This window comes from Pontibacillus sp. ABV4_188 (assembly GCF_056311905.1).
Window position 1 is genome coordinate 4,008,225 of sequence record NZ_CM149975.1, and the last position, 25,432, is coordinate 4,033,656.

A 25,432-nucleotide genomic window follows, 5' to 3' on the forward strand; every position below is an offset into this window, starting at 1 on the left:
TACGCTGTTTCATCCGTTTCATACCGATGTTTCCCATCATATCAGAAGAAAGAGTGAATGGGTACAGTTGGCTTGGGATCTTTAAACCGGTCGTTGACAAACATATGAAACATTTATAAAATATACGTTAACTTAAAACCGAATTTAGAACTTTCGTATAATCTTGGAGATAAGGTCCATAAGTTTCTACCAAACTACCGTAAATGGTTTGACTACGAGAGACATAAGATACGTATACGTTTATCTTCTGTATACCTAACACTTATGCTTTCTCTGTCAAACTCTAGCTATAGCTAGAGTTTTTTTAATTTATTGGCTTATCCCCAAAGATACTAACCGGATTAAAATGTTAACAGGTTCTATTTATGGAGGAGGCATACAAGATGACACAGAACAAAAGCATCACAAACCATATCTCTATAGCCAATCAAGACAAGAAAGCTGATCTCGTTATCAAGAACGCTCGTATTACTGATGTGTATAATTTAGAGGTTTTTGAAGAGGATGTCGCAATTACAGACGGCTTCATTGTAGGTATTGGTAGTTACGAAGGTAAAGAAACGCTTGATGCAGAGGGAAGATACATGTGTCCTGGCTTTATCGATGGCCATGTTCATATTGAATCTTCCATGTTGCCCCCATCAGAATTTGAGAAAGTCGTTTTGCCTCACGGAGTTACATCTGTCATTACTGATCCACATGAAATCGCTAATGTTTCAGGGACCGACGGTTTAGACTTTATGATTAAGAATTCAGAAGGGCTTACCTTAGATGCATTCATTATGCTCCCTTCCTGCGTTCCTGCAACGCCTTTTGAACACGCCGGGGCTACGTTATTAGCAGGGGAGCTCCGTTCTTATCTAGCCCACCCTCGCGTTTTAGGCCTCGCAGAAATGATGGACTATCCATCTTTGCGTCAAGCTTCTCCAGATGTGATAGATAAACTAACCATGCAAACTCCTATGAAAATTGATGGGCACCTCGCTGGGTTGGATACAAATGCGATTAACGTCTATCGTGCAGCTGGTATTGATACCGATCATGAGTGTAAAACCGCTCAAGAAGCCATTGAACGTGTAAGGAGAGGAATGTATGTCATGATCAGGGAAGGCTCTGTATCTAAAGACCTTTCTTCTCTTATTCAAGCTGTCACTCCAAGTAACGTCCATCGTTTCCTCTTTTGCACTGACGATAAACACATCGATGACTTGCTAGATGAAGGAAGTATTGATCATAATATCCGTCTCGCTATTCAGCAGGGGATTCCTCCGCTTCAAGCCATTCAGATGGCAACATTGAATGCTGCCAGGTGCTATGGTCTCACCCATAAGGGAGCTATTGCACCAGGATATGCTGCTGACTTTGTATTATTGGATGACCTAAAGGATGTCACCATTTCTGACGTATATAAGGGTGGCGAAAGAGTGACCTTTCCTCCATCTTCTAAGGCAGGCCATTCTACTGCAGCAACGTCCACTTTAACGAATACGATATCCATACCTGAAATAAATGAAACAGACTTACAGATTCCTATAGATGTTTCACAACTCACAAATGTAATCGAGATCATCCCAAATAATTTAGTTACCCATCATGTAAGTACAAGTGTTGATGTCATAGGCGGATCCTTTCAACCATCAACAGAAAATGACCTCTTGAAAGTAGTTGTGGTAGAGCGTCACCACAAAACCGGGCATATAGGGGTAGGGATCGTAAAAGGGTTTCGGTTAGCATACGGTGCCATCGCAACCACCATTGCCCACGACTCCCATAATATTGTAGCTGTTGGAACAAATGATGAAGACATCCTTGCTGCCATCCAATCGCTACAAACAATTAATGGAGGGCTCACTGTTGTCAGAGAAGGAAAGACTCTGTCCTCAGTTTCCCTTTCTATTGCAGGACTCATGTCTATTGAATCTTTTGAAACCGTGTACCATTCTTTAAAAGAAGTGAAGCACTCCCTTCAAACGCTTGGATTTAGAGGCTCGTTCAATCCATTTTTGACTCTTTCCTTTTTAACGTTACCCGTTATTCCATCATTAAAGATTACCGACATGGGACTATTCGATGTCAACTTAGGTCAACACATCCCGATCCAATCAGCCCATTCCAAGTCTTCCTAAAGCTTTATAAAAAGATAAACGATAAAAAGGCTCTTTCTGAAATAAGATTCAGAAAGAGCCTTCCTTTTCTCAGGCTATAGTGATTTCAAGTAAGTGGTAACCGTTTCAATTCCGTTCGTGAAATTCTCTAAATGGATATGTTCATTTGGTGCGTGTAAATTTTCTGATGGTAAACCAAAGCCCATCATCACAACCGGGGAACGCAGCACTCGTGAGAACACTTCTACAATCGGGATTGAACCGCCTTCTTTAGGGAATAAAGGAGCCACCCCGTAAACCTGTTCATAAGCAGCGGCTGCTTTTTGAATCATAGGATTATTTGAGTCGAGTGAAACAGGTTTCGCGGTTATTAGCTTCTTCGTTTCAAAACTTGCCCCTACTGGTTTATGTTTATCTAAATGGGTTAAGATTGCCTCGTAAACTTCTTCAGGGTCTTGTTCCCCTACAAGACGACAACTTATCTTCGCATGAGCTTCACTTGGTACAATCGTTTTAAATCCCTCTTCGTGAAAACCCCCGGCCAATCCATTAATCTCGAGAGTAGGACGAATTCCTGTACGCTCCTGGAACGTAAAACCTTCTTCTCCGTAGAAAGACTCTAATCCTAGTTCCCTTTTCGTCTTTTCTTCTTCAAAAGGAATAGAAGCTACTTCTTCTCTTAGTTGTGAGGTAGGCTTCTGCACCCCATTATAGAAACCTTCTACAGCAACTTTTCCATGATCATCGTGGAAGGAGTCTAACAAATTCACTAGACTGTGAATCGCATTTGGAACTCCTCCCCCGTAAACACCGGAATGAAGATCCGTATTCGCTGTTTTCAGGTTAAGCTCCATAGCTAAGGCCCCGCGCAGAGATGTACAAATAGCAGGTTGCCCTTTTTCAATAAAGGAGGTATCCGATATTAAAACAGCATCTGCAGTTAATTTTTCTTGATTGTTTTCAATAAATGGAGGCAGGTTTGGGCTGGCCATTTCCTCTTCTCCCTCAATACAGAACTTCACATTAACCGGTAATTCACCATTTTCTTGCATCAGCTTCTCTACAGCTTTAACGTGAATAAACAACTGTCCTTTGTCATCAGTTGCTCCTCTAGCATAGAGCTTATCGTCTCGTATTGTAGGTTCGAATGCAGGCGTTTCCCAAAGTTCCTCCGGAGAAGCAGGTTGAACGTCATAATGTCCATAGATTAGTACCGTAGGCTTCCCTTCCGCATGAAGCCAATCGCCATAGACAATCGGATGCCCCTTTGTTTCAATAACCTCCAAGTTCTCGATCCCTGCTTTTTGTAGAGACTCTTTTAACCACTCGGCTGCTTGTTTCACATCTTCTTTGTGTTCTGGCATAGACGAGATGCTCGGAATCTTTAAGAATTCATTAAGTTCATTTATGTATTGTTCATTATGCTTCATGACCCAACCTCCTCTGTATGTCTTACCCTTATTATAACAAGAAAACGTTTCATACCTCGAAGACCCCGCTTTTAGTTTGAGATTGGTTGCATGATTTTAAACATAATACAAAACATAAAATAAATTGGTTCAAAAAGGAAGACAAACCATGACAAATGTCATATATCCCACCTGACGTTTATGTCTTATAAAGAGTTTGCTGTTCATTTATTATTAGAGGAACAGTTCAATCAATAAGCTTGCTTGAAGGAGTTATCATATGAATCAAAAAAAACAACAACAAGAATTAAAAAAGAGTGTTGCGGCTTTCGCAAAGCCTGATTCAAACGCTGGTATTAAACAAATGATTAACACATTTGTTCCATTTATCCTGGTTTGGTATCTAGCGTATCTTAGCTTGGAGATTTCTGTATGGGCTACTATTCCATTAGCCATGATTGCTGGTGGATTTGTCATACGAATCTTCATTATCTTTCACGACTGCACACACCAATCCTTCTTAAAAAACAAAAAAGCAAACCGGATTATTGGCACAATAGCCGGTATTATTACACTGTTTCCATTTGAGAAATGGAAACGCGATCACAATATCCACCATGCGACAAGTGGTAACCTGGACAAAAGAGGCACAGGCGATATTTGGGTAATGACCATTGAAGAATATAAAGAAGCATCTTTCAAACAGCGTTTTGCATATCGTTTGTATCGTAATCCATTAGTGATGTTCGGGCTTGGCCCACTATACCTGTTCCTAATAGCCAATCGCTTTAATCGCAAAGGTGCGAAAAAGAAAGAGCGCATGAACACGTATATTACGAATGTGGCTATTGTCATTCTGTATTCTTTGATGATTTGGGCAATCGGCTGGCAGGCGTTCCTAATTATTAACCTGCCTATATTATATGTATCGGGTATGCTTGGTATCTGGTTATTCTATGTCCAACACCAATTCGAAGATTCTTACTTTGAAGAGGAAAGCGAATGGGACTTTGTAAAAGCAGCCGTAGACGGAAGCTCGTATTACAAGCTTCCTAAGGTATTACAATGGATCTCTGGAAACATCGGCTTTCATCACGTGCACCACCTAAGCCCAAGAGTCCCTAATTATAATTTAGAGAAAGCACACGATGCTACACCACCATTAGAACATGCTACTACGATTACACTTAAAACGAGCTTAGAATCGATTCGTTTCCGTCTTTATGACACTAAGAACAAAACGTTCGTAAGTTTCAAAGAGGCAAAGACACGCTTAAAAGAAGCGAAGGAACAATCGATGCTCGGGCAGAAGCGTCCTACTCTACAAGAAAAATAAGAAACCAAGATCCCTTCCACTTTGGTTGGGGTCTTTTTTCTAGAGTTTAAACAAAGCAGTCCAAGATCAGATTCCCGCTAACAACTGTTGTCCAAAAACGCTTAAAAAGGCTATAAGTGACAGGGAAAACTGAAGTAAGATATGCTTGAATAAGATTACATAAAACAAATGTAGGAAGGAGGGAACTGTGGTGCAAAATTGGTTTCACATCATCCCTAAAAATACCGGTCTTAGCACATATGTATGGATTATCTTCTGTTTACTTCCATTTTTCTTTATCTTCCGTGCTTCTTCTGTGGCAGAAATTTTATTTGGCATTTTAATGATTGCATTGTTTTTCGTCGCGTATTTGCGCTCATTTAACTCTGAGAGTGGTTTCGCCTATGTATGGGTCAGTATTGAGATTGCCATAAGTTTAATTATGACCTTATTGTTTGGCTATGTGTACTTCTCCTTATTCCTAGCGTTCTTTATTGGAAATATCCAACACAAAGGAGGATTTCTCTCTCTCTATATTGTACATCTAACGACTACACTCGCTGCGGTTACCACCGTCTATATCGCCCAAAACGAGTCCTTGTTTCCACAACTACCTTTTATCATTATTACCATTATTGGTGTCATTCTCTTGCCTTTTACCATTCGGTATCGCAACCAACAACAGAAGCTTGAAGGGCAGTTAGAGGATGCTAATGAGAGGATATCCCAACTCATGGTCATTGAGGAAAGAGAACGGATCGCAAGGGATTTACACGATACTCTAGGTCAGAAACTATCCCTAATTGGTCTTAAGAGTGATCTTGCAGGGAAATTAATTCATGTTAAGCCTGATCACGCAGTAAAAGAAATCCAAGACATAAATCAAACGGCACGAACCGCTTTAAAAGAAGTACGTGAAATGGTTTCAAATATGAGAGGGTCTAAGCTCAATGAGGAAATCTTTCGGGTTCAGCAAATTATAGAAGCAGCAGAAATGACCTTTATACTTGAAGGAAATCCAGAGCTTTCTCATACTCCCTTATTAGCAGAAAATGTACTTAGCATGTCCTTAAAAGAAGCGGCCACGAATATTGTTAAACATAGTGGGGCAAAGACTTGTCATGTAGCAATCCAGCAGTCAAGCGAGGAAGTAATGATTGAGGTAAGAGATGATGGAGTTGGCATCTCTGATAAAATCGATTCATTAAAAGGACATGGACTTCAAGGAATGAGAGAGCGCTTGGAATTTGTTAATGGAACGCTAGATATACAAAGCTCTAACGGCACAACCCTTACAATCCGTGTACCAAATGTTGCACATCAGACAGAAGAGGAGGAATCGATGTGATACGAATTGTCATTGCAGAAGATCAACGCATGATGCTCGGAGCCCTTGGTGCGCTCTTAGATCTTGAAGAAGGAATGGAAGTCGTAGGTCAGGCTAATAACGGTGAAGAGGCTTGTAAGCTCGTAAGGGAGCAAAAGCCGGACGTGTGTATTATGGATATCGAAATGCCGATGAAAACCGGTTTGGATGCTGCTGAAGAATTAAAAGATGAAGCCTGCAAGATTATTATTCTTACAACATTCGCAAGAGCCGGTTACTTCGAACGCGCACAAAAAGCAAGAGTAAGCGGCTATCTACTAAAAGATAGCCCAAGCGAAGAACTGGCTACTTCTATACGTAGAATTATGGATGGCCAACGCATATTTGCCCCAGAACTTGTGGACCTTGCCTACGGAAATGAAAATCCATTAACCGAACGGGAAAAGCAAGTCATGCAGCTCATGGCCGATGGAAAAAACACCAAGGACATCTCAAATGAACTTTATATCACTCCCGGTACAGTACGCAATTATATCTCCGTGATTTTAGATAAGCTCGAAGTAAGCAATCGAATTGAAGCCATCGCACGTTTTAAGGAAAAAGGCTGGTTTAAATAAAAGTTTAAACGGTATTCAAAGCAGGGTCGGGATTGATGAAGACTCGAGGATGAGAGAATGTTTCCGTTTGCTTTAATTGAGTGTAAGGTGGTTCTGGAATTCACTCGCTTTCCGCGGCGAGCTGGGGAGCCTCCTCAATCGCTACGCGCTTTCCGGGGTCTCCCCTAGGCTCCTACTGCCGCAGGAGTCTCGCAATTTCCCGAACCACCTCTGCCATATATGGTGTAACGGAAACATACCATATGAGGAAACCTGGAAACTATTACCACCCTTGAGGTGCAGGGACGTTCATTAAACCATAGCAAGGGGTGTCTGGGGAACGGGGAGACTCCTGCGGGAGAAAGAGGTCGACGAGACCCCGCAGGGTGCTCTTCCCGAGGAGGCTCGACAGCTCGCCCGCGGAAAGCGAGTCGTTCCCCAGACACCCCAAGCACTCAACAAACGCAACGGCCCTCTTTCCTGCTAAACTATCTCAGCTTCGAGTTCTCCTCATAAGGGAGCTTATGTGGAGAGGGCTAGCAATTGTGGCGATATAAAAAGGAGACCTCCCATGATGGTGGGAGGTCTCCTTTTTATTTAACGAGAATGTTTTTCATCACTCTTACTTCATTACGAGGACGGGACAAGTAGCATGCTGGACAATGTTATTACTGACACTGCCAAGAATCATCTTCTTCACATTCCCAAAGCCACGATTACCGACGATAATCAAATCCATGTTACGTTCTTTGGCATAATCACAAATTCGTGCACCTGCATTTTTTTCAACCTTACCAACGATAACATCGGTGATCACCTCTACGCCCTCTTCTTTCATTTCTTCTTTGAGGCGATTCATATCGGTACGGTATTGTTCTGCTAATTCATTTCCGATGCTTTTTGACATTTGTGCATTGGTAAAAGGACCTGACGTGCGCACTACAGAAACGACGTGAATTTCGGCATCTGGAGCATCAGCTGCCTGGCTTTTTGCCTCTTGTAGTGCTTGTTTACTCATCGCACTACCATCATATGCTACGAGGATTTTCTTACGCATGATCAACCCTCTCCTTTGCCATAGAGTGTGTGTTTATATTTATATTTTAACATATTTTATCAGATTCTTCAGCGTAAAAAGGCTTCTCTAATCGGTTCTGTACCCGCGATTTACCTAGAGGAATTAAAGGCTATACCAAAACCGTTCAATGTACCTCCTTTGAACGGTTTTTTAACATAGCATTATTTATTTCTATTAGACAATTAGCTAGAGCTGCTTTCTCTTAAGCTTTTGGGATATCCCTTTTTCAATTGTAGCAAGCATCTGTTGATCTTTAGGAGCAGTAAACGTAATGGCAACACCGTCATCACCCGCACGGCCTGTCCTCCCAATCCTATGAATGTAACTCTCAACATCTTGAGGAATGTCATAGTTATAGACGTGCGTTACACCTTCAACGTCTAAACCTCTTGAAGCCACATCTGTCGCTACTAGTAATTGAACCTTTGCTTCTCGGAACTGTTCCATTACTTTTTCTCGCTTCTTTTGAGAGAGGTCTCCGTGCAATTCATCAACTTGATAACCCATCGCTTTTAGCTCACCATAAAGCTTACTCACCCGTCTCTTTGTTCGGCAAAAGACAATTCCTAAGAAAGGTTGCGTTTCTTTAACAACCTTTCTTAATGCTTCTTGTTTTTTACGATCCGTCGTCTCTACCACAAATTGTTCAATTTCTTCTACCGTCCGCCCTTTTGCTTGTATACGAACTTGTTTAGGATGACGCATAAACTTGTATGCTAATTTGTTAATATCAGATGGAAGGGTCGCAGAAAATAGTGCCATTTGTTTCACGTTTGGAGTGCTACGCACAATGGTTTCAACATCTTCAAAGAACCCAAAGTGAAGCATCTGATCCGCTTCATCTAATATAAGAGAAGAAACGTTCGATAGATCAATTGTTCCTCTCCGCATATGGTCTAACAGGCGCCCTGGTGTACCAATGACAACCTGAGTTTTATCTAGTTTCTTTACTTGCTGTTGCACATCTTTACCGCCATATACAGCAAGCACACTAACCTCTTCAGAGAGTCGTTCTAACTCAGCTGTCAACTGAAGAGCTAATTCCCTCGTAGGCGCGACTATAAGAGCCTGCACACTGGGATCTTCTATATTAACCTTCTCGAGTAAGGGTAGTAAAAAGCCATAGGTCTTACCAGAGCCCGTTTGAGCTTGAGCAATTACGTCATGCCCCTCTAATATCAAAGGGATGACTTCCGATTGAATATCAGTTGGAGTTGTAATCCCCATTTCTTTTAAGCGCATGATATTCTGTTCATTTAAATTAAATTTGTTAAAACTATTCAAAGGCGCATCCTCTTTCTTTATTTCATCGTTATCTTCTATTGTATCACTCTATAAGAATACATATATACATTTTCTTATAGCAAATGCATTACAATACACCCTTTAAGACATAGGTAAAAAGAGTACGAGTAACGCGTACTCTTTTTCCTCTACGATCCTCCCTCATTACATCTATTTTCCCAATGGCATCTTAGTCCGCGCAGATGCCTTCTTCTTCCTACTATTCCTCCTCCCTCATCCTAATGGAATCATACTTTCTAGATTATCTATTTTTAAACGCTCCATTCCCCCTTAGTAAAGCGTAAATGAGCTATAGACAATGAACGTATTCCAACCCCTTCCTTTAGAAATAAATAATCAACTCAAATACTTGGTCAATGACGGCAAAGTCCACCTGTCATTGAGAAACACATGGCAACTCATTAAAACTTAACCGAACCCTGACCAAATACACGATAAGCTCGTCGATTTCCCCTCTAGGACTCCCTCTGGCCTTACACCAAAACTCTTTGGCCTGACGTAAACGCTTCACCGATCGGAAATCAAGAACACCTTTTCTTCCCTTATTTCGATGTAACAGAACATTCTTGTACGCACTACCTTCCATCGACACATTTACAGGGAATACATTTGAAACCGTTACGACTTTCACAACCGAAGCTAAGCTCAGCACCCACATCATACTCCAGAACATTGCACTCATTTTCTCCATCTTGCATCTCCTCCTGTATAATCATTGTGTTTCATTTTCCTATGCCTATTAAATTGGACGAAACCTCTCTATTTCCTTTTTGATTCGTTCCTCAAATAACGGCAACGTTTTACAGTATAGCTACAATTGTCGTCGTTCAAGTAAGAATCATAGGCAGAGTCGACTTCACAAGTGCTCACTCTCTTTGATCCGACATGATTTTAACCTCTAATTTCATACAAAATGGATCGTACATTTTAAAGGAAATGATTGAAGACAAAAGAGGCATCCTTTAAAACGCACTGAGCAAACCGTTTATACAGACAAAAACGGGCAGTTGTTTGGACATTAACCCCTAACTATTTTATGATGAAAACGCCTGCTCCTTTAAAGGGATCAGGCGTTTATTCACATGCATATCGATCCTGATTTCTGTACAAAATAGAATGCTCAGACGTTTAACAATGCACTAGACTAGGTAAGAATAAAAGTATGAGAATGATAATCGAACTTTTCCATCCCAACACCAAATAACGCATTCTTTTCAGAACGGTTTTCCGCACAAAAACCTTTTAGAGTATGTTAAAAGCTTAAATATACCTAAACAGGTTGACAAAATTCCAAATGTATATAATAATAGTTTTTGAATTATAATGATTTTAAATTAATAACTTTTACACAAAAAGAGGAGGATTTTTTCATGTCATTAATCGGTACTGAAGTACAACCATTCAACGCAAAAGCATTCAAAAACGGTGAATTCGTTGATGTAACAGAAGAAAACTTTAAAGGTCAGTGGAGCGTTGTTTGCTTCTATCCTGCAGACTTCTCGTTCGTTTGCCCAACAGAACTTGAAGATCTTCAAAACGAATACGCTGCACTTCAAGAACTTGGTGCTGAAGTATACTCTGTTTCTACAGATACTCACTTCGTTCACAAAGGTTGGCACGATAGCTCAGAAAAGATTAACAAGATCACTTATACAATGATCGGTGACCCTTCTCAAAAAATATCTCGTAACTTTGAAGTATTAAACGAAGAAGAAGGACTTGCAGATCGCGGTACTTTCATCATCGACCCAGATGGCGTTATCCAAACTGTTGAAATTAACGCAGGCGGTATTGGCCGTGACGCAAGTAACTTAGTAGGTAAAATCAGAGCAGCTCAATACGTTCGTCAGAATCCAGGCGAAGTTTGCCCAGCTAAATGGGAAGAAGGCTCTGAAACTCTAACACCTAGCCTAGATCTAGTAGGTAAAATCTAAAGGAGTGCACAATATGCTTGAAGCAGATATTAAAGCTCAATTAAACCAATATCTAGAACTATTGGAAAGCGATATCGTGCTTAAAGTTAGTGCAGGTTCTGATAAAGTATCAAAAGACATGCTAGCTCTTGTGGAAGAGCTAGCTTCTATGTCTTCTAAGATTACATTCGAGGAAGCACAATTATCCAGAACACCTAGCTTTAGTGTGAATCGCGTCGGAGAGGATACTGGAGTTACGTTCGCAGGTATTCCTCTTGGACATGAATTTACATCCTTAGTCCTTGCTCTTCTACAAGTTAGTGGCAGAGCACCTAAGGTTGACCAAAGCGTTATTGATCAAGTTAAAAGTATTAAAGGTGAATACCACTTTGAAACTTATGTTAGCTTAAGCTGTCATAATTGTCCTGATGTCGTTCAAGCGGTAAACATGATGAGTGTTTTAAACCCAGGCATTACACACACAATGATTGACGGTGCAGCATTTAAAGAAGAAGCTGAAAGCAAAAACGTTATGGCTGTACCTTCCTTACACCTTAACGGAGAATTCTTGAGCGGTGGCCGCATGACGCTTGAAGAAATCTTAGACAAGATTGTTGAAGGTCCTAGCGCTGAAGAATTCAGCAATAAAGACCCATATGATGTATTAGTTGTCGGTGGTGGCCCAGCTGGTGCGAGTGCAGCAATCTATGCAGCACGTAAAGGAATTCGCACAGGGATCGTAGCGGAACGTTTTGGTGGTCAAGTACTAGACACGATGAGTATTGAAAACTTCATTAGCGTATCTAGCACAGAAGGACCAAAGCTTGCTGCGAGTCTTGAAGAACACGTAAAGGATTACGACATTGATGTAATGAACCTTCAACGTGCAAGCCGCTTGGAGAAGAACGACGGTATGTTCGAGCTGGAGCTTGATAACGGTGGCGTTCTTAAGAGTAAGAGTGTAATCATCTCGACTGGTGCTCGCTGGCGTCAAGTTGGCGTACCTGGCGAAGAAGAGTTCAAAAACAAAGGTGTTGCGTACTGCCCACACTGTGATGGTCCATTATTCGAAGGTAAAGACGTAGCTGTAATTGGTGGAGGTAACTCCGGTATAGAAGCAGCTATTGACCTTGCTGGAATTGTTAAGCATGTGACAGTTCTTGAATTTGCTTCAGAACTTAAAGCTGATAAAGTCTTACAAGACCGCGCAAATAGTCTTCCGAATGTAACCATTCACACAAATGCACAAACAACAGAAATTACAGGTGACGCCAACGTAAATGGCATTACGTATGTGGACCGGGAAACGGGCCAAGAGAACCACGTGAAGCTTGAAGGCGTGTTCGTTCAAATCGGACTTGTTCCGAATACAGAATGGTTAGATGATTCTGTTGAACGTAACCAAATTGGTGAAATTGTTGTTGATAAACACAATGCCACGAACGTACCTGGACTGTTTGCTGCTGGTGATGTGACAGACGTTCCAAATAATCAAATCATTATCTCAATGGGTACAGGAGCAAATGCTTCACTAGGTGCATTTGATTACCTTATCCGTAATTAATAAAGAACTTATAAAAAAGACGTTCGTCCAATTTGGACGAGCGTCTTTTTTTATAAACATCAGCGGTTTTACAATGGACCAGTAAGCTTCTTTGCCTTTATCCCCCATAACCTCCGTTACACAACTTCAAACTGACTTATATCTCCATACGTAACAACTATGCTTCTTTGCTAAGAGGTCAGACGTATGACTTTTTAAACATTTATTTACATATATAGAAAATATGTGTACGTTATATATGATAAATGTTTGACTAATCAAACAATAGTTTGGAGTGAACAGCCATGTGTATAGCTAAAATGACTGAACGGGAACGCCAGATATATGAACTAATAGTGAAAAACCCCTACATATCTCAACAAGATTTATCATCTTCTCTAGCGTTATCAAGATCCACAGTAGCTAACTTAATTTCAAGCTTGGTACAAAAAGATATCCTAAGAGGTCGGGCATATGTATTGAATGACTCAAAGCAAGTTATTTGTATCGGGGGAGCCAATGTTGACCGAAAGTTTCATAGTTTAGACTCTTTTCAACTCCATACTTCAAACCCTGTCCAATCAAGCTACAGTGTAGGAGGCGTCGCCAGGAATATAGCCGAAAACCTTGGAAGACTCGGGTATCAACCAAGCTTAATCACAGCCGCAGGGAAAGATGCGGATTGGGGGATTATTGAACGAGCTTCTTCCGCTATTCAGCTAGATTCTGTCCTCCACATCTCAACCGCATCTACCGGAACCTATACAGCCGTCTTAAACCCTGAAGGAGAGATGATCGTAGCTTTCGCTGATATGGAAGTTTATGATTATATCCTCCCTCCTATACTGAGCACACATGAGAAGAAATTAAGGCAGGCATCTTGCATAATTGCAGACTTAAATTGTCCCAAAGAAGGCCTTACTTACCTTTTACAAAAAGCGGAAAACAACCAAACGCCGCTTGCGTTTGTAACGGTCTCTATCCCTAAAATGGAACGACTGCCGAAAGATCTAAGCAACCTTACATGGATCATGACGAACGTTGAAGAAAGCGCTGCCTATTTTAATCTAGAGATTGAGACATACGAACAATGGAAGAACGCAGTTAAGCGCTGGCTTGAACTAGGGATTTCCTATGTGACTGTTACATGGGGCGAGCGTGGGGTGATGGTAGGCTCTACTGATCAAGGAATAGTGCTATATGAAACCTCTCCTATTAAGAACGTTCAAGACGTAACCGGAGCAGGAGATGCTTTCTCAGCTGCTGTGATGTACACATGGTTAGAAGGCGGAACACTTGAAGAATCAATTAAAGCAGGTCTACAAAATGCATCATTATGTATACAGTCTAATTATACAGTTCTCCCAGATTTAACCCCACAATTATTAACTATTCAGGAGGAAAGAATATGAATACCTATCTATCCCTTTCACCAGAAGTAAAAGAAGCGATTAATAACGATTTACCAGTAGTAGCCCTTGAATCAACTATTATTTCGCACGGTATGCCTTATCCTCAAAATGTAACTACAGCAAGAGAAGTAGAGCAGGTTATCCGTGAGCACGGAGCCGTCCCTGCTACCATCGCTATACTAGATGGAAAGATAAAAATCGGTTTAACAAACGAAGAGTTAGAAGAACTTGGATCAAGAGACGATATAGCCAAAGCTTCACGTAAAGACATTCCATATTTGATTGCCACTAAGAAACCTGGTGCCACTACCGTTGCAGCGACGATGATTTGTGCGGAATTAGCTGGAATTTCGGTTTTTGTAACAGGAGGAATTGGAGGCGTGCATCGGGAGGGTGAAACGACGTTGGATATTTCAGCCGACTTAGATGAGTTAGCAAAGACAAACGTTAGCGTCGTGTGTGCCGGAGTCAAATCCATTCTAGATCTAGGACTGACTCTCGAATACCTAGAAACAAAAGGTGTACCTGTCATGGGCTACCAGACGAGTATACTCCCTGCTTTCTTCACACGTACTTCACCTTTTGCAGTTAACTACCAGGTAGATCATCCTGAGGGGATTGCTACCATTCTCAAGTCAAAATGGGACCTTGGATTAGAAGGAGGCGCCGTGATAGCCAACCCAATACCAGAAGAATATGCTATGGATGAACAGTTTATTAACGATGTCATAGATGATGCTGTTGCTAAAGCGAAATCATTACACATAGAAGGTAAAGAAGTTACACCATTTCTATTAGATCAAGTCAATCAAGCGACTAAAGGGAAGAGTTTAGATGCCAATATCCAACTAGTAAAATCAAACGCAAAGCTTGGTGCTGAGATTGCCGTATACTATTCCAAACAGACCTCATTTGTTTAATACCGTTCGTATTTAGTCTACACTAAGAGACAAAAGGACCATACGAGTGACCATTAAGCCAAGAAAAAAGGACTTTTCAATTGAAAAGTCCTTCATCTATTCTATAACCTTTTACTATTATAGTTGTGTTAAGAGGTCTTGCTAATTTCGCTTTCCCCGCTCGAAAGATAGCTATAATGAGGCTTTTTGTTTAGCCCGAGCGCCTCATCTGTATTTTCATGAACTTCCTTAAGAAGCTCTGGATGATCAGCTAATACAAGGCCATAAGATGGAATCATCTCTTTTATCTTGGGTTCCCACTGTTTGATGTGTTGCGGGAAACATTTTTCCATTACCTCTAGCATAACGTGGACAGCTGTAGAAGCGCCCGGTGAAGCTCCAAGTAGCGCTGCAATTGATCCATCTGAAGAACTGACTACTTCTGTACCAAACTGTAGCGTTCCTTTTCCACTTGAATCTGTATCTTTAATGACTTGAACTCGTTGCCCTGCTACAGCTAAACTCCAATCCTCACTTTTGGCGTTTGGAATGAACTCTCTCAACTCTTCCATACGCTTTTCTTTTGAAGAGATTACTTGTTCAATCAAATACTTTGTTAGAGAAGCATTTTTAACACCTGCTGCTGTCATCGTTACAAGGTTATCCGATTTCACAGATGTAATTAGATCAAGCAGAGAGCCCGTTTTTAAGAACTTTGGAGAAAAGCCCGCAAAAGGACCAAATAATAAGGACTGCTTATTGTCGATAAATCTTGTATCTAGATGAGGCACAGACATTGGAGGTGCCCCTACTTTTGCTTTCCCATATACTTTGGCGCGGTGCTCAGCTATCACTTCAGGATTATTACACACCATAAATAGCCCGCTTACAGGGAAGCCACCAATGTGCTTTGATTCAGGAATACCGGTCTTCTGCAATAGGTGAAGACTGCCTCCACCACCACCAATAAAGACAAAGTTTGTTATATGGTATTCAATACGTGCCTGTTCGCGATCATACACTTTCACTTCCCATGTGCCGTCACTTAACCTCTTAATATCCTCTACACTATGTTTATAGTTGATTTCAAGATCTTTACTCTCTAAATGGTCAAACATTTTACCTGTAATGGTTCCGAAGTTTACATCTGTCCCCGCATCCATTTTCGTTGCTGCCACTGCCTCCGTTGATGAACGATCCTTCATCATAAGTGGCATCCATTCAGTTAATTGCTCCATTTCATCGGAGAACTCCATCCCCTTAAACTGCGGATGAGCTGACATGGTTTGATAGCGCTTTCTCAAGAATTCGACATTCTCTTTTCCTCGAACGAAACTCATATGTGGTAATGGCATGATGAACTCTTGTGGTTTCCGAATTCGGCCGTTATTTACAAGATAAGACCAAAATTGTTTAGATACTTGAAATTGCTCATTTACTTTTATTGCTTTTGAAATATCAATGGAACCATCTTCTTGTTCTTTTGTGTAATTAAGTTCACATAACGCAGCATGTCCCGTGCCTGCATTATTCCATACATTCGAACTTTCTTGCCCTGGACTATCCAGCTTTTCAAACACCTTGATTTTCCACTCTGGTACTACTTCCTTTAGCAAAGATCCCAATGTGGCACTCATAATGCCTGCACCAATTAAAATAACGTCAGTTTTCGCATAGTTTTTACTCATTAGCCTATACTCCCTATGTCTTGCAGAAAAAATATAGCGTATCCCCGCCCCGGGGTACTACATCTCTTCTAGTTATTTTCAATCTACTACTAGTGTACCACTTTCCAAAAATATTGAAAATTACTTCTATTGCAACATTATAGTATATCGACCGTAAGTGAGTAGAGTAGATTACTTCCATTATGAACGTTTTTCTAATGTACGATACGGTTATAAGTAAAAAATGTGGTGATTAGACACATTCTGAAGAAACTTTTGCTTGATTAAAAGAAAAATATATTCGAAGTGATCAATAATTACTAAAAGACCATTTAAGCACTCATTTTCTTTGCATTTAACAAGTAAAATAAACCATAACTTAAAAATAAGATGACTAAATAGAAAAGTTCAGGATGAACAAACCCTTCTCCACTAAAACGAGAATCCCAAATAAAAACATCAAACAATAAGTTGGTCAACAGGAATAAGAATACTGTAGCCCAACTTTGAAGAACTGCCTTTTGTTTAATTTTTTGCTTTCGTTCATCGTCCTTTGGCCCAAAGAAAAAGTCTCTACTGCCTGTTAACCAACCGATTATCACCATATAAATAATGGGGATGACTATGTAAATGAAGACTAACTCCACCACAGTAACCTCCTTCTCATTTAAACCCTATTACTTAAATTTCTTAGAATAAATTAAAGCAGTAAGTGGTTGAACAACAAAGGTCAACCCAACAACAATAAGTAAAGGGTAATTCTCAATACTACTTAAATTACCTACTCCTTCTGATACAAATAAGATTAAACCTGATAGAACCATTAGAGCATAGTAACTCATTTTAGCACTTTGTGTTTCTATATGATGCTCCAGTTCATCCTTATCCTTGTTCCCCTGCAGATCTCCCCATGTAAGAGAGTTCAAAACATAAGATAGGGCTAAGAAATTGAAGAATATAGAAGCGCCATCAATTTGCTCATACCTTAAAAACTTATATAAAGAAAAAACCGAAATCACTAAAAAAAGCGTACTAGAACTAATAACTGCAAATCTATTTGTTTTTCCCATATACATCCCCTTGTATTAGACCTATTTCTCCTCAAATCTAAATAATTGATCTACCGTCGTGCGAAGATGCTGCGCCAATTTAAATGCCAATGCTAAAGTAGGATCATATTTATCGTTTTCAATGGCGTTTATCGTTTGCCTAGTAACCCCACACCTAGATGCAAGTTCTTCTTGTGATAGTTTCAAACTTTTCCTACTAACTCTAATATTATTTTGCACTGAGTACACCTCTTAAAAAGTAAAAAGCTTTTTACATTTACCATTATATAACACTCGCTTTATGTGTCAAAGGTTTTTTACATTTTGGCATACTTTATAACTCCTTTATTTTCCAAAATTGAAACCTTTATGCTTTTACAATCGTATATGGACAGCGAATAAAAATAGGCCAGGGAGTGGGAAAGGAGATATAAGAATGATTAGTGTCGAAAATATCGATAAGCAGTATGGTTCAATACAGGCTCTCGATCATATCAGCTTTAAGATTGACGAAGGGACCTGTTTTGGGCTGGTCGGTCCTAATGGGGCGGGCAAATCCACACTAATGAAAATCCTGTCGGGAGTACTACTAGACTTTAATGGGGACATTCATGTTAAAGACTGGAAGGTTTCTGCGGACCGACTAAAGATTAAGCAACAGATCGGTTATATTCCCCAGGAAATTTGCTTAGAAGAAACGCTGACCGCTCAGGATAATCTAATTCTTTTTGGCAACTTATATGGGCTAAAGGGGAAAGAATTACAGGTTCGAATGGATCAAGTACTACAACAGATTGGCTTAAAAGACAGAGCAAAGGATAAAGTCATTACATTTTCAGGTGGCATGAAGCGTCGACTGAATATTGGCTGTGCTCTTTTACACAAACCGAGCATTGTTATTATGGATGAACCGACTGTTGGCATTGATCCACAATCTCGAAATTCGATCTTCTCCATTATTCATCAACTAAAGGCTGAGGGGAGCACAATTATTTATTCAAGCCACTATATGGAGGAAGTCGAGCAACTGTGTGATAGCATTGGCCTCATTGATAAGGGGCAGCTCATGGAGTTTGGAAGGATGGAAGAATTGTTAGAGAAGTACGCAAAGCCTTCATTATTTATCTCCGGGGAGAGCATTGAAACCAAGATGCTTGAACGTTTTGGAGAGGTAGAATCGAAAGGTAATGGCTACTTACTCAATAGTGAGCAACCCCTTCTTACTCTAGAGAATTTGGTGACCTACTGCCGAGAACATAGTTTAGAACCACGCAGACTCGAACTATATCACCCTAGATTAGAGGATATATTCTTCAATTTAACTGGCACCCAATTAAGAGATTCTTGAGAAAAGGAGGAAGAGATATGTGGGCAATTGCTCGTATGGAATTGAAAAAGACGATTCAGGATAAAGGACTATGGTTTTGGACATTTGTTCTCCCCGTAATTTTCATTGTTGGGTTTGTAGCGATTTTTTCTGGAGATGAGAGCCAAAGCTATAAAGAAGTCGTGACTCAGATTATCCCCGGATATACGATTATGTTTGCTTTCTTTATTATGATTTCAATGGTCATTGCTTTTGTTAAAGATAGAGAGCGAGGCATGGTTGCAAGGATTGCTAGCACACCTTTATCGACGCATCACTATTTTTTCGGCAAATGGCTGCCATTCATCTTTATCGTACTTATTCAAATTGCGGTTTTGTTCGGGTTTGGTGTCGTTGTCTATGACCTGCCGCTCGGAAACCCTTTAGCTCTTATTCTATTATCCTTGGCTCTCGCGTTTATCGTAACTGGATGGGGCATGGCCATGGCTGTAATTGTCAAAACAGAAAACATGGGGATCGCCCTAACACAGATTCTCGCCTTAGGTGGAGCATTGCTCGGCGGACTTTGGATGCCAGTCGAGTTTATGCCTGAAGTCGTACAAAACATTAGTAAAGCCCTACCTCAATACTGGGCGCTTCAAGGATACAAAGAAGTCATTCTCTCGAGTGGTGGGATAGCTGACATATGGCTGAACATGCTGATCTTAGTTTTAGCAGGCATAGCTGGCGGTGTAATCGCCCTGCTTTCTTATCCTCGTTTCTTACGACAATCGAGAAGCTAGTGTTCCACTAAAAAACCCCCAGGCCGGAGCCCTGGGGGTTTAAGTAATAGATAAACTACACCATTATCTTACATATTGTTAGTTTGTTGGGAGTCCTTTAATAACAAAGTCTACACCTTCGCCTGATTCTTGTAAGTCTAATTCAATGTCTTTTGCTACATCTTGCATAGAAGATTCAATGGAAACCCGAATTCCGTTAACCTCTGTAATATAATCGGACTCAGCTGGCTCTTCAAGCCCCAGCCCAAGCTGAGTTCCCCCACACCCTCCTGCAGCAAAGAACCTAAGGTTTGACGACTCTTCTTCATCGATTATTTGCAGGAGTTGCTCTTTTGCCTCGTTTGAAATTTTCATTTCGATCTCTCCTATCTATGCTTTTCATATTAAATATTCTCATATTTGTGCTGACTATGATCTCTCTCCCATATAAGCCCCCTTATGTGGAAGGCACGAAGTTGAGAGAATGCTCCCGTTTGCTCAAATTGAGAATAAGGTGGTTCGGGAAATCACTCGCTTTCCGCGGCGAGCTGGGAAGCCTCCTCGTTCGCTACGCTCTCTGTGGGGTCTCCCCTAGGCTCCTACTGCCGCAGGAGTCTCGCAATTTCCCGAACCACCTTTGCCATATATAGAAGTAACGGAAGCATGCTACGTAAGGGGACGGATAGTTGATTCATCGCCATACTAGAGCTGAGGGGGACGTTATACATCTTCTGATAAGGGGGGGCTGGGGAACGGGGAGACTCCTACGGGAGAAAGAGGTCGACGAGACCCCGGAACGAACGAAGTGAGTGAGGAGGCTCGACAGCTCGCCCGTGGAAAGCGAGTCGTTCCCCAGACACCCCTAACACTCAATAAACGTAACGGCCCCACACACAATAAAGTGTTTCAGCTTCAAGTCTTCATGATTACGGCCCCATTAATGGGGAAACACTGAAAATTTTAACATATATTGAAAGAAGCGTCCTTGTTAAAACATTTGGTTCCCTTGCACTTTTCGCCCGATACTATTAAAGTATATAATGATTGATTTCTATTCTAAATGGAAATCAATTAGAAAAAACATTTTCGCTTTTAACTTTGGGAACATGTTTCCCTTAAGGAAAGGGTTCAGATATATATGAAAGATAATTTTTGGCATGAGTTGCCGCGACCGTTTTTTGTTTTGGCACCAATGGAAGCTGTGACGGATGTCGTTTTTCGTCATGTCGTAAGTGAAGCTGCAAGACCTGACGTGTTTTTTACAGAGTTTACGAATACGGAAAGCTACTGCCATCCAAGAGGGAAAGACAGCGTGCGTGGTCGTCTGACTTTCACAGAAGATGAGCAGCCCATCGTGGCCCACATTTGGGGAGATAAACCTGAGTACTTCCGACAGATGAGTATCGGTATGGCTGAGATGGGATATCGTGGAGTCGATATTAATATGGGCTGTCCTGCACCTAATGTCGCTACAAAAGGGAAGGGTTGCGGACTGATTCGTCGCCCGGATGTTGCTGCTGAAATCGTACAGGCTGCTAAAGCAGGAGGCCTTCCTGTAAGTGTAAAAACCCGCCTGGGCTACACAGAAGTAGAGGAATGGCACGACTGGTTGAGGCACCTTCTAGAACAAGATATTGCTAACCTTTCAATCCATCTCCGCACGAAAAAAGAGATGAGTAATGTGGACGCTCACTGGGAGCTGATTCCAGAGATTAAAAAGCTTCGTGATGAAGTTGCTCCTAATACGCTTCTTACCATCAACGGAGATATTCCTGACCGCCAAAAGGGACTTGAACTTGTTGAAAAGTATGGAGTAGATGGTGTCATGATTGGCCGAGGAGTCTTCCATAACCCGTTCTGCTTCGAAACAGAGAAGAAAGAGCATACAAGCGAAGAGCTGCTTGATCTTCTACGTCTACAGCTTGATCTTCATGATAAGTATTCAGAAGAACTAGAACCGCGTCTCTTCAAGCCCCTTCGCCGCTTCTTTAAAATCTATGTTAAAGGCTTCCGAGGAGCGAGTGAGTTACGAAATCAACTGATGAGCACTGAATCTACCGATGAAGTACGTGCTTTGCTTGATGAGTTTACAGAGAATAAGGGAGTGGAAGAAGAGAAAGGTTTTTCTATTTCTTAAGTAAAGCTCATTTCTTTAAAATGAGTTATGTTTAGACCTTCAAAAGGGAGGGGAGCCGTTAGGGCTTTCCTCTCTTTTCTATAACCCATCATTCACCACATCCACTTACCTTTAAACAATGAGCAGTACCTTGATTTGGAGAATAACGTGTATGCTATCCTCCTTGTATTTCTTTAATACTTTTCCCACCTAAAAAAGCATGACCGGTCCTTAATGTACATATCGTAGTAAATCCGTAACGACTATAAACCTTTTCAACTCTTTGATTGATGGGATGAACCCATAACTTGTCTAGCTTTAGGCTCTGAGCTTCTGTTTGTATATATTGCAGCAATAAGCCGATTAACCCTTTTCCTCTATAATCTTCAATTGTGGCGACACTTTCTATTCTCCCTTGATTGCCATGAACAAATAAACATGCTGAGGAACAAGGTATTCCGTTATATTTCAATAGGTAATGAGTATAACGATTATCGTTAAATTCAGATTCAAATGCCTTTTCACGAACATCTTGTCCTCCGAATTCTTTAATCTGACACTCTACCCATAAAGCATCACTATAATTTTTAGTGGTTACTTTCTCTATTGTTACATCTTTATTGAATGGTACCTGTATTACTTCTTTATCCCATATCTGAATGGGCTGTGATTGATCCTCAAACTGAAAGCCATTCCCTTTTAATGCGGCAATAAAGCCCGTCATAGAGTCGAGGTTATATAAATAAAATCTAGGTATTATAGTTAAAGCTTCATAAAATGTTATGACCTCTTTAATTACTGTTTCAGGGTGAACAGGCTGTTCACTCACATGGGCATGATTTGCATCATATAAGTCTGGCTGGTGTTGGTTCCAAAACAATACCCCCCATGTTTGATCTTGCCTATTTGAAAAGGACTGTAAAAGTGCAAAATTAAGCTCTTCAATCTCTTTAATTAAATCCATATGTATTCCGCCCATTCTTCTTTTGTAAACATCCCATTTCCGAATCAACATCTCTTATGAACACAACTCATTATTTTACTATCACTAGTGGTACGGTTCACCGTAACTTTTTAACCTTCGTGTATAATGCCATTTCATTCATCTTTTTCATCAATTTCGAATCATTGATGGGATTGTACAAAACATGGTTACGATGAGCAATTTCCTAAAATTTATGTCTATCCACGTCTATAACCCCTTTTAACTGATGTACTTTACTGATGGCCTGCACATCTTTTTTAAGCGTTCATGCTCACTTGTATTTACTTAAAATGTCTTTCGGAATATGACAATAATCATCCGGACATCTGGTTAACCGATCTTGATGCTCTTCCGCACTTCTCAAATAGTTTGTAAGAGGTAAAACTTCCACAACGATATGGTCAGCGTCCTCTCTCTCCCTTATAAACGCTTTCGCTTCGTCCAAATGTGTAGGGTTCTCACTATACACACCTGTTCTATATTTCACCCCAACATCCTCTCCTTGTTGATTTAGACTGTAGGGATCGATAATCTCAAAGAAATACTCCATCAATTCATTTACGTTCACAATTTCCGGATCAAATGCTGCTTTAACACATTCTGCGTAGCCGTCATAGTCACCGTCTAGTGTATAACTCGTTCCGTTGGCTCTTCCTGCTTCTGTTGACGTAACTCCGGGTAATGTTTTAATGAATTCTTGCACACCCCAGAGACATCCACCTGCTAAATAGACTGTTTCCATAGTGATTCACCTCTTTATTTTAAAAATATCATTCCAAATTAATATTTTTACCTTTGTTTTATTACTTAATATACTCACTATTTATGGTACGGTTCACCGTGGTCATTTAAGAGGCAAAAAAGAGCACTGAGAAATTTTAAATCCTCAGTGCTTATTCAATATTTCCAACTTAATAATAACCAAACAACATCTCTTTGAAACGGGAGAGTTGTGATAATGCCCTTAACAATATCATGAATTAGTCTCAAACCGCCGGAGGTCAGACCCACTTTGTTCAATCCTAACACTTAAACAGAATTTGTTTTATCGCTTGGAATTTTCACATCTTCAATTGAAGGCATGTTATCAGTTTCCGCATTTCGCACATATTTTCTGATATTTTCAACTTGAATGAAATACTCTTTAATTTGTATATCCTCGTCTTTTCCAAATGATGAAGGTCTATCTAGTAATCTTCTGTATAAGTCATAAAAAATAGATTCCCCGTGTCGAAATGCTTTAAAATTCTTATCGACTTTAAAACCTCTATGAAAAGCTAGTAAGATAGCAGTATGTCCAGATATAATAGTTATTAATAAGCTAGATTCATTAAAGTTACTTGAAGTCATACACTGAATTAAAACCGGAATTATTATAGAGGATGGTATTGTCCAACAAAGGCTATAATAATGAAAGTTCCTGTATTTTTCAGCTTGATTTTTCCAAAAACCTAAAGTTCCCTGTATTCTGGAATAATGCTGAATAAGCATTTTTTTGCTTTCTTCTGAGAAATGGGATGAACTTTCAAACGATTCTCCACCTGGATTTAATCTGACTTTTTTAATTATAGCTTTAAAAGTAGGAATAAAAGTTAAAATCGCAAAGAAAATGTAACTTATAGTAATAATTGACCAAACATTCATAAACTCTACCATTCCCTTAAAATTATAAAAAATCATTTGTTTATAATACTTAACTTCTTAAAAATATCATAATTTCCCCAGTATTTTTTATGTTGTTTAAACTTATTCCCCCTTAAATAAATATCAAAATCCGAAATTAACTATAAAATAGCAATCATAGGTTCCCTTAGTAATTGATCAATCTTTCTTAAGCGTTGCCTTATTATCGTACTTTACTCGTAAAAAATGTTGAAACATCCGTCGATTTATTTGTATTTTCATTCTAACAATTTTCTTAATAGAATGTGGATACTAACTCTTGTTTCAAATATCATCATCCATTAAGTAAAATGGTTTTGGGGTAGCACATCTGTCGCATCGTTTTATTAACTCACTAATTTGGTGATTACAATTAGGACAACTCATTGGATATAAATCCTTTTTCCAAGGAGGAGTATTATTATTAAATAATTCCCAGCTTGTATAAACCCCAGCTTCTAGATTTCTGTTGAAAGTACACTTTCCTTCCCAATTAAATAAAGCTAAGTTATTTCCCTGTCCATGATTACTTAAAAATTTAATACCATCAAACTTACCTACCATTTTAGACACATCAGCAACAAATCGGGGAATATAATACTCAGGTTTCCAAGTATTTGTTCTTTTTGAGTCCTGATCTATTACCTTTTATAAATTAACGCAGCAATGCAGTACACTTGATTATGCATTTGAACGCTTTTTACGATGTGGGGACCATAGATGGAAGAATAAGAAAACCTACCCAAATTGGTAGGTTTTCTTATTATATGCCCTGTTAGGTATCTATTACACTGAGGCTCCGTATGATAGCGGCAAACTTTGTATCTGAAGTTCTCAATATCTCACCAATAACCTATCTCTGTGGTTATTATAAGGCAGAAAAGTTAAAATCTCGTCTAACTTTTAACCCAAACTATCTTATTGATCCCTCAGCATTCTATTGCATTTCTCAATAATTTTATT

At 40.0% G+C, this 25,432-nt stretch carries 24 protein-coding genes and 1 riboswitch; of the genes, 11 read left to right on the forward strand and 13 right to left on the reverse strand.

Annotated features, from left to right (window positions below; genetic code table 11):
• The first annotated feature begins 133 nt into the window (after positions 1 to 133).
• A riboswitch (purine riboswitch) is annotated at positions 134 to 235 on the forward strand.
• Positions 236 to 383: 148 nt separating this feature from the next.
• Positions 384 to 2,126 (forward strand): adenine deaminase, encoded by a 1,743-nt coding sequence (ade, locus tag ACYX4O_RS19995; protein WP_476353497.1) that lies wholly within the window; start codon positions 384 to 386, stop codon positions 2,124 to 2,126.
• A gap of 74 nt (positions 2,127 to 2,200) precedes the next feature.
• Here ade and ACYX4O_RS20000 read toward each other — a convergent pair whose 3' ends face one another.
• Positions 2,201 to 3,535, reverse strand: coding sequence for a dipeptidase (locus ACYX4O_RS20000; protein WP_476353498.1), 1,335 nt, complete (start codon positions 3,533 to 3,535; stop codon positions 2,201 to 2,203).
• 259 nt (positions 3,536 to 3,794) lie between these two features.
• On the opposite strand from ACYX4O_RS20000, the gene desA reads away from it, so the two are divergent.
• The 3 genes from desA (at position 3,795) to ACYX4O_RS20015 (ending at position 6,773) form a co-directional block, all read left to right on the forward strand.
• Complete coding sequence (desA, locus tag ACYX4O_RS20005) at positions 3,795 to 4,850, forward strand: Delta(5) desaturase DesA (RefSeq protein ID WP_474835876.1); 1,056 nt, start codon at positions 3,795 to 3,797, stop codon at positions 4,848 to 4,850.
• A 190-nt stretch (positions 4,851 to 5,040) separates the two neighbouring features.
• Positions 5,041 to 6,177: a sensor histidine kinase gene (locus ACYX4O_RS20010; protein ID WP_474835875.1), complete on the forward strand. Its 1,137-nt coding sequence runs from the start codon at positions 5,041 to 5,043 to the stop codon at positions 6,175 to 6,177.
• On the forward strand, positions 6,174 to 6,773 hold the full coding sequence (locus ACYX4O_RS20015; protein WP_476353499.1) for a response regulator: 600 nt from the start codon (positions 6,174 to 6,176) through the stop codon (positions 6,771 to 6,773). The genes ACYX4O_RS20010 and ACYX4O_RS20015 overlap by 4 nt, the downstream gene beginning before the upstream one ends.
• Before the next feature lie 601 nt (positions 6,774 to 7,374).
• On the opposite strand, the gene ACYX4O_RS20020 is transcribed toward ACYX4O_RS20015, so the two are convergent.
• The 3 genes from ACYX4O_RS20020 to ACYX4O_RS20030 all read right to left on the reverse strand — a co-directional run bounded on the left by ACYX4O_RS20020 (position 7,375) and on the right by ACYX4O_RS20030 (position 9,826).
• Positions 7,375 to 7,809 carry a universal stress protein gene (locus tag ACYX4O_RS20020; protein ID WP_036780416.1) on the reverse strand — a complete coding sequence of 145 codons (435 nt, stop codon included), beginning with the start codon at positions 7,807 to 7,809 and terminating at the stop codon, positions 7,375 to 7,377.
• 207 nt (positions 7,810 to 8,016) lie between these two features.
• The gene (locus ACYX4O_RS20025) at positions 8,017 to 9,114 is read right to left on the reverse strand and encodes a DEAD/DEAH box helicase (RefSeq protein WP_476353500.1); all 1,098 of its coding nucleotides are present in this window, start codon (positions 9,112 to 9,114) and stop codon (positions 8,017 to 8,019) included.
• A 397-nt stretch (positions 9,115 to 9,511) separates the two neighbouring features.
• Positions 9,512 to 9,826 (reverse strand): hypothetical protein, encoded by a 315-nt coding sequence (locus ACYX4O_RS20030; RefSeq protein WP_476353501.1) that lies wholly within the window; start codon positions 9,824 to 9,826, stop codon positions 9,512 to 9,514.
• A 679-nt stretch (positions 9,827 to 10,505) separates the two neighbouring features.
• On the opposite strand from ACYX4O_RS20030, the gene ahpC reads away from it, so the two are divergent.
• From ahpC to ACYX4O_RS20050, 4 genes are all read left to right on the forward strand, one after another.
• On the forward strand, positions 10,506 to 11,069 hold the full coding sequence (ahpC, locus tag ACYX4O_RS20035; RefSeq protein WP_188650944.1) for an alkyl hydroperoxide reductase subunit C: 564 nt from the start codon (positions 10,506 to 10,508) through the stop codon (positions 11,067 to 11,069).
• Between the two features lie 13 nt (positions 11,070 to 11,082).
• A complete protein-coding gene (ahpF, locus tag ACYX4O_RS20040) occupies positions 11,083 to 12,612 on the forward strand; it encodes an alkyl hydroperoxide reductase subunit F (protein WP_476353502.1) in 1,530 nt (509 codons plus the stop codon).
• Positions 12,613 to 12,896: 284 nt separating this feature from the next.
• Positions 12,897 to 14,003, forward strand: a complete 1,107-nt coding sequence (locus ACYX4O_RS20045) for a carbohydrate kinase family protein (RefSeq protein ID WP_476353503.1) — start codon at positions 12,897 to 12,899, stop codon at positions 14,001 to 14,003.
• Positions 14,000 to 14,923: a pseudouridine-5'-phosphate glycosidase gene (locus tag ACYX4O_RS20050; RefSeq protein WP_476353504.1), complete on the forward strand. Its 924-nt coding sequence runs from the start codon at positions 14,000 to 14,002 to the stop codon at positions 14,921 to 14,923. Before ACYX4O_RS20045 ends, ACYX4O_RS20050 begins: the two co-directional genes overlap by 4 nt.
• Before the next feature lie 128 nt (positions 14,924 to 15,051).
• On the opposite strand, the gene mqo is transcribed toward ACYX4O_RS20050, so the two are convergent.
• From mqo to ACYX4O_RS20070, 4 genes are all read right to left on the reverse strand, one after another.
• A complete protein-coding gene (gene mqo / locus ACYX4O_RS20055) occupies positions 15,052 to 16,590 on the reverse strand; it encodes a malate dehydrogenase (quinone) (protein WP_476353505.1) in 1,539 nt (512 codons plus the stop codon).
• 311 nt (positions 16,591 to 16,901) lie between these two features.
• Positions 16,902 to 17,216 (reverse strand): hypothetical protein, encoded by a 315-nt coding sequence (locus tag ACYX4O_RS20060; protein WP_476353506.1) that lies wholly within the window; start codon positions 17,214 to 17,216, stop codon positions 16,902 to 16,904.
• A 30-nt stretch (positions 17,217 to 17,246) separates the two neighbouring features.
• Positions 17,247 to 17,639, reverse strand: a complete 393-nt coding sequence (locus ACYX4O_RS20065; RefSeq protein ID WP_476353507.1) for a hypothetical protein — start codon at positions 17,637 to 17,639, stop codon at positions 17,247 to 17,249.
• Between the two features lie 21 nt (positions 17,640 to 17,660).
• A complete protein-coding gene (locus ACYX4O_RS20070; protein ID WP_476353508.1) occupies positions 17,661 to 17,858 on the reverse strand; it encodes a helix-turn-helix transcriptional regulator in 198 nt (65 codons plus the stop codon).
• Between the two features lie 196 nt (positions 17,859 to 18,054).
• On the opposite strand from ACYX4O_RS20070, the gene ACYX4O_RS20075 reads away from it, so the two are divergent.
• Together ACYX4O_RS20075 and ACYX4O_RS20080 are read left to right on the forward strand one after the other, a co-directional pair.
• Positions 18,055 to 18,966 carry an ABC transporter ATP-binding protein gene (locus tag ACYX4O_RS20075; RefSeq protein ID WP_476353510.1) on the forward strand — a complete coding sequence of 304 codons (912 nt, stop codon included), beginning with the start codon at positions 18,055 to 18,057 and terminating at the stop codon, positions 18,964 to 18,966.
• A 17-nt stretch (positions 18,967 to 18,983) separates the two neighbouring features.
• Entirely contained in the window at positions 18,984 to 19,727 is a 744-nt protein-coding gene (locus ACYX4O_RS20080) for an ABC transporter permease (RefSeq protein ID WP_476353512.1), read from the forward strand.
• A 78-nt stretch (positions 19,728 to 19,805) separates the two neighbouring features.
• Here the strand turns inward: ACYX4O_RS20080 and ACYX4O_RS20085 are convergent, their stop codons facing one another.
• Positions 19,806 to 20,081, reverse strand: a complete 276-nt coding sequence (locus ACYX4O_RS20085) for an adhesin (RefSeq protein ID WP_188650955.1) — start codon at positions 20,079 to 20,081, stop codon at positions 19,806 to 19,808.
• A gap of 763 nt (positions 20,082 to 20,844) precedes the next feature.
• Here ACYX4O_RS20085 and ACYX4O_RS20090 point away from each other — a divergent pair.
• Positions 20,845 to 21,843 (forward strand): tRNA dihydrouridine synthase, encoded by a 999-nt coding sequence (locus ACYX4O_RS20090; RefSeq protein ID WP_476353515.1) that lies wholly within the window; start codon positions 20,845 to 20,847, stop codon positions 21,841 to 21,843.
• A gap of 154 nt (positions 21,844 to 21,997) precedes the next feature.
• Here ACYX4O_RS20090 and ACYX4O_RS20095 read toward each other — a convergent pair whose 3' ends face one another.
• The 4 genes from ACYX4O_RS20095 to ACYX4O_RS20110 all read right to left on the reverse strand — a co-directional run bounded on the left by ACYX4O_RS20095 (position 21,998) and on the right by ACYX4O_RS20110 (position 25,042).
• On the reverse strand, positions 21,998 to 22,786 hold the full coding sequence (locus ACYX4O_RS20095; RefSeq protein ID WP_476353517.1) for a GNAT family N-acetyltransferase: 789 nt from the start codon (positions 22,784 to 22,786) through the stop codon (positions 21,998 to 22,000).
• 292 nt (positions 22,787 to 23,078) lie between these two features.
• Positions 23,079 to 23,549 carry a peptide-methionine (S)-S-oxide reductase gene (locus ACYX4O_RS20100; protein ID WP_476353519.1) on the reverse strand — a complete coding sequence of 157 codons (471 nt, stop codon included), beginning with the start codon at positions 23,547 to 23,549 and terminating at the stop codon, positions 23,079 to 23,081.
• A 287-nt stretch (positions 23,550 to 23,836) separates the two neighbouring features.
• Positions 23,837 to 24,451, reverse strand: coding sequence for a hypothetical protein (locus ACYX4O_RS20105; RefSeq protein ID WP_476353520.1), 615 nt, complete (start codon positions 24,449 to 24,451; stop codon positions 23,837 to 23,839).
• A 303-nt stretch (positions 24,452 to 24,754) separates the two neighbouring features.
• Positions 24,755 to 25,042, reverse strand: a complete 288-nt coding sequence (locus tag ACYX4O_RS20110; protein WP_476353522.1) for a hypothetical protein — start codon at positions 25,040 to 25,042, stop codon at positions 24,755 to 24,757.
• Positions 25,043 to 25,432 lie beyond the last annotated feature (390 nt).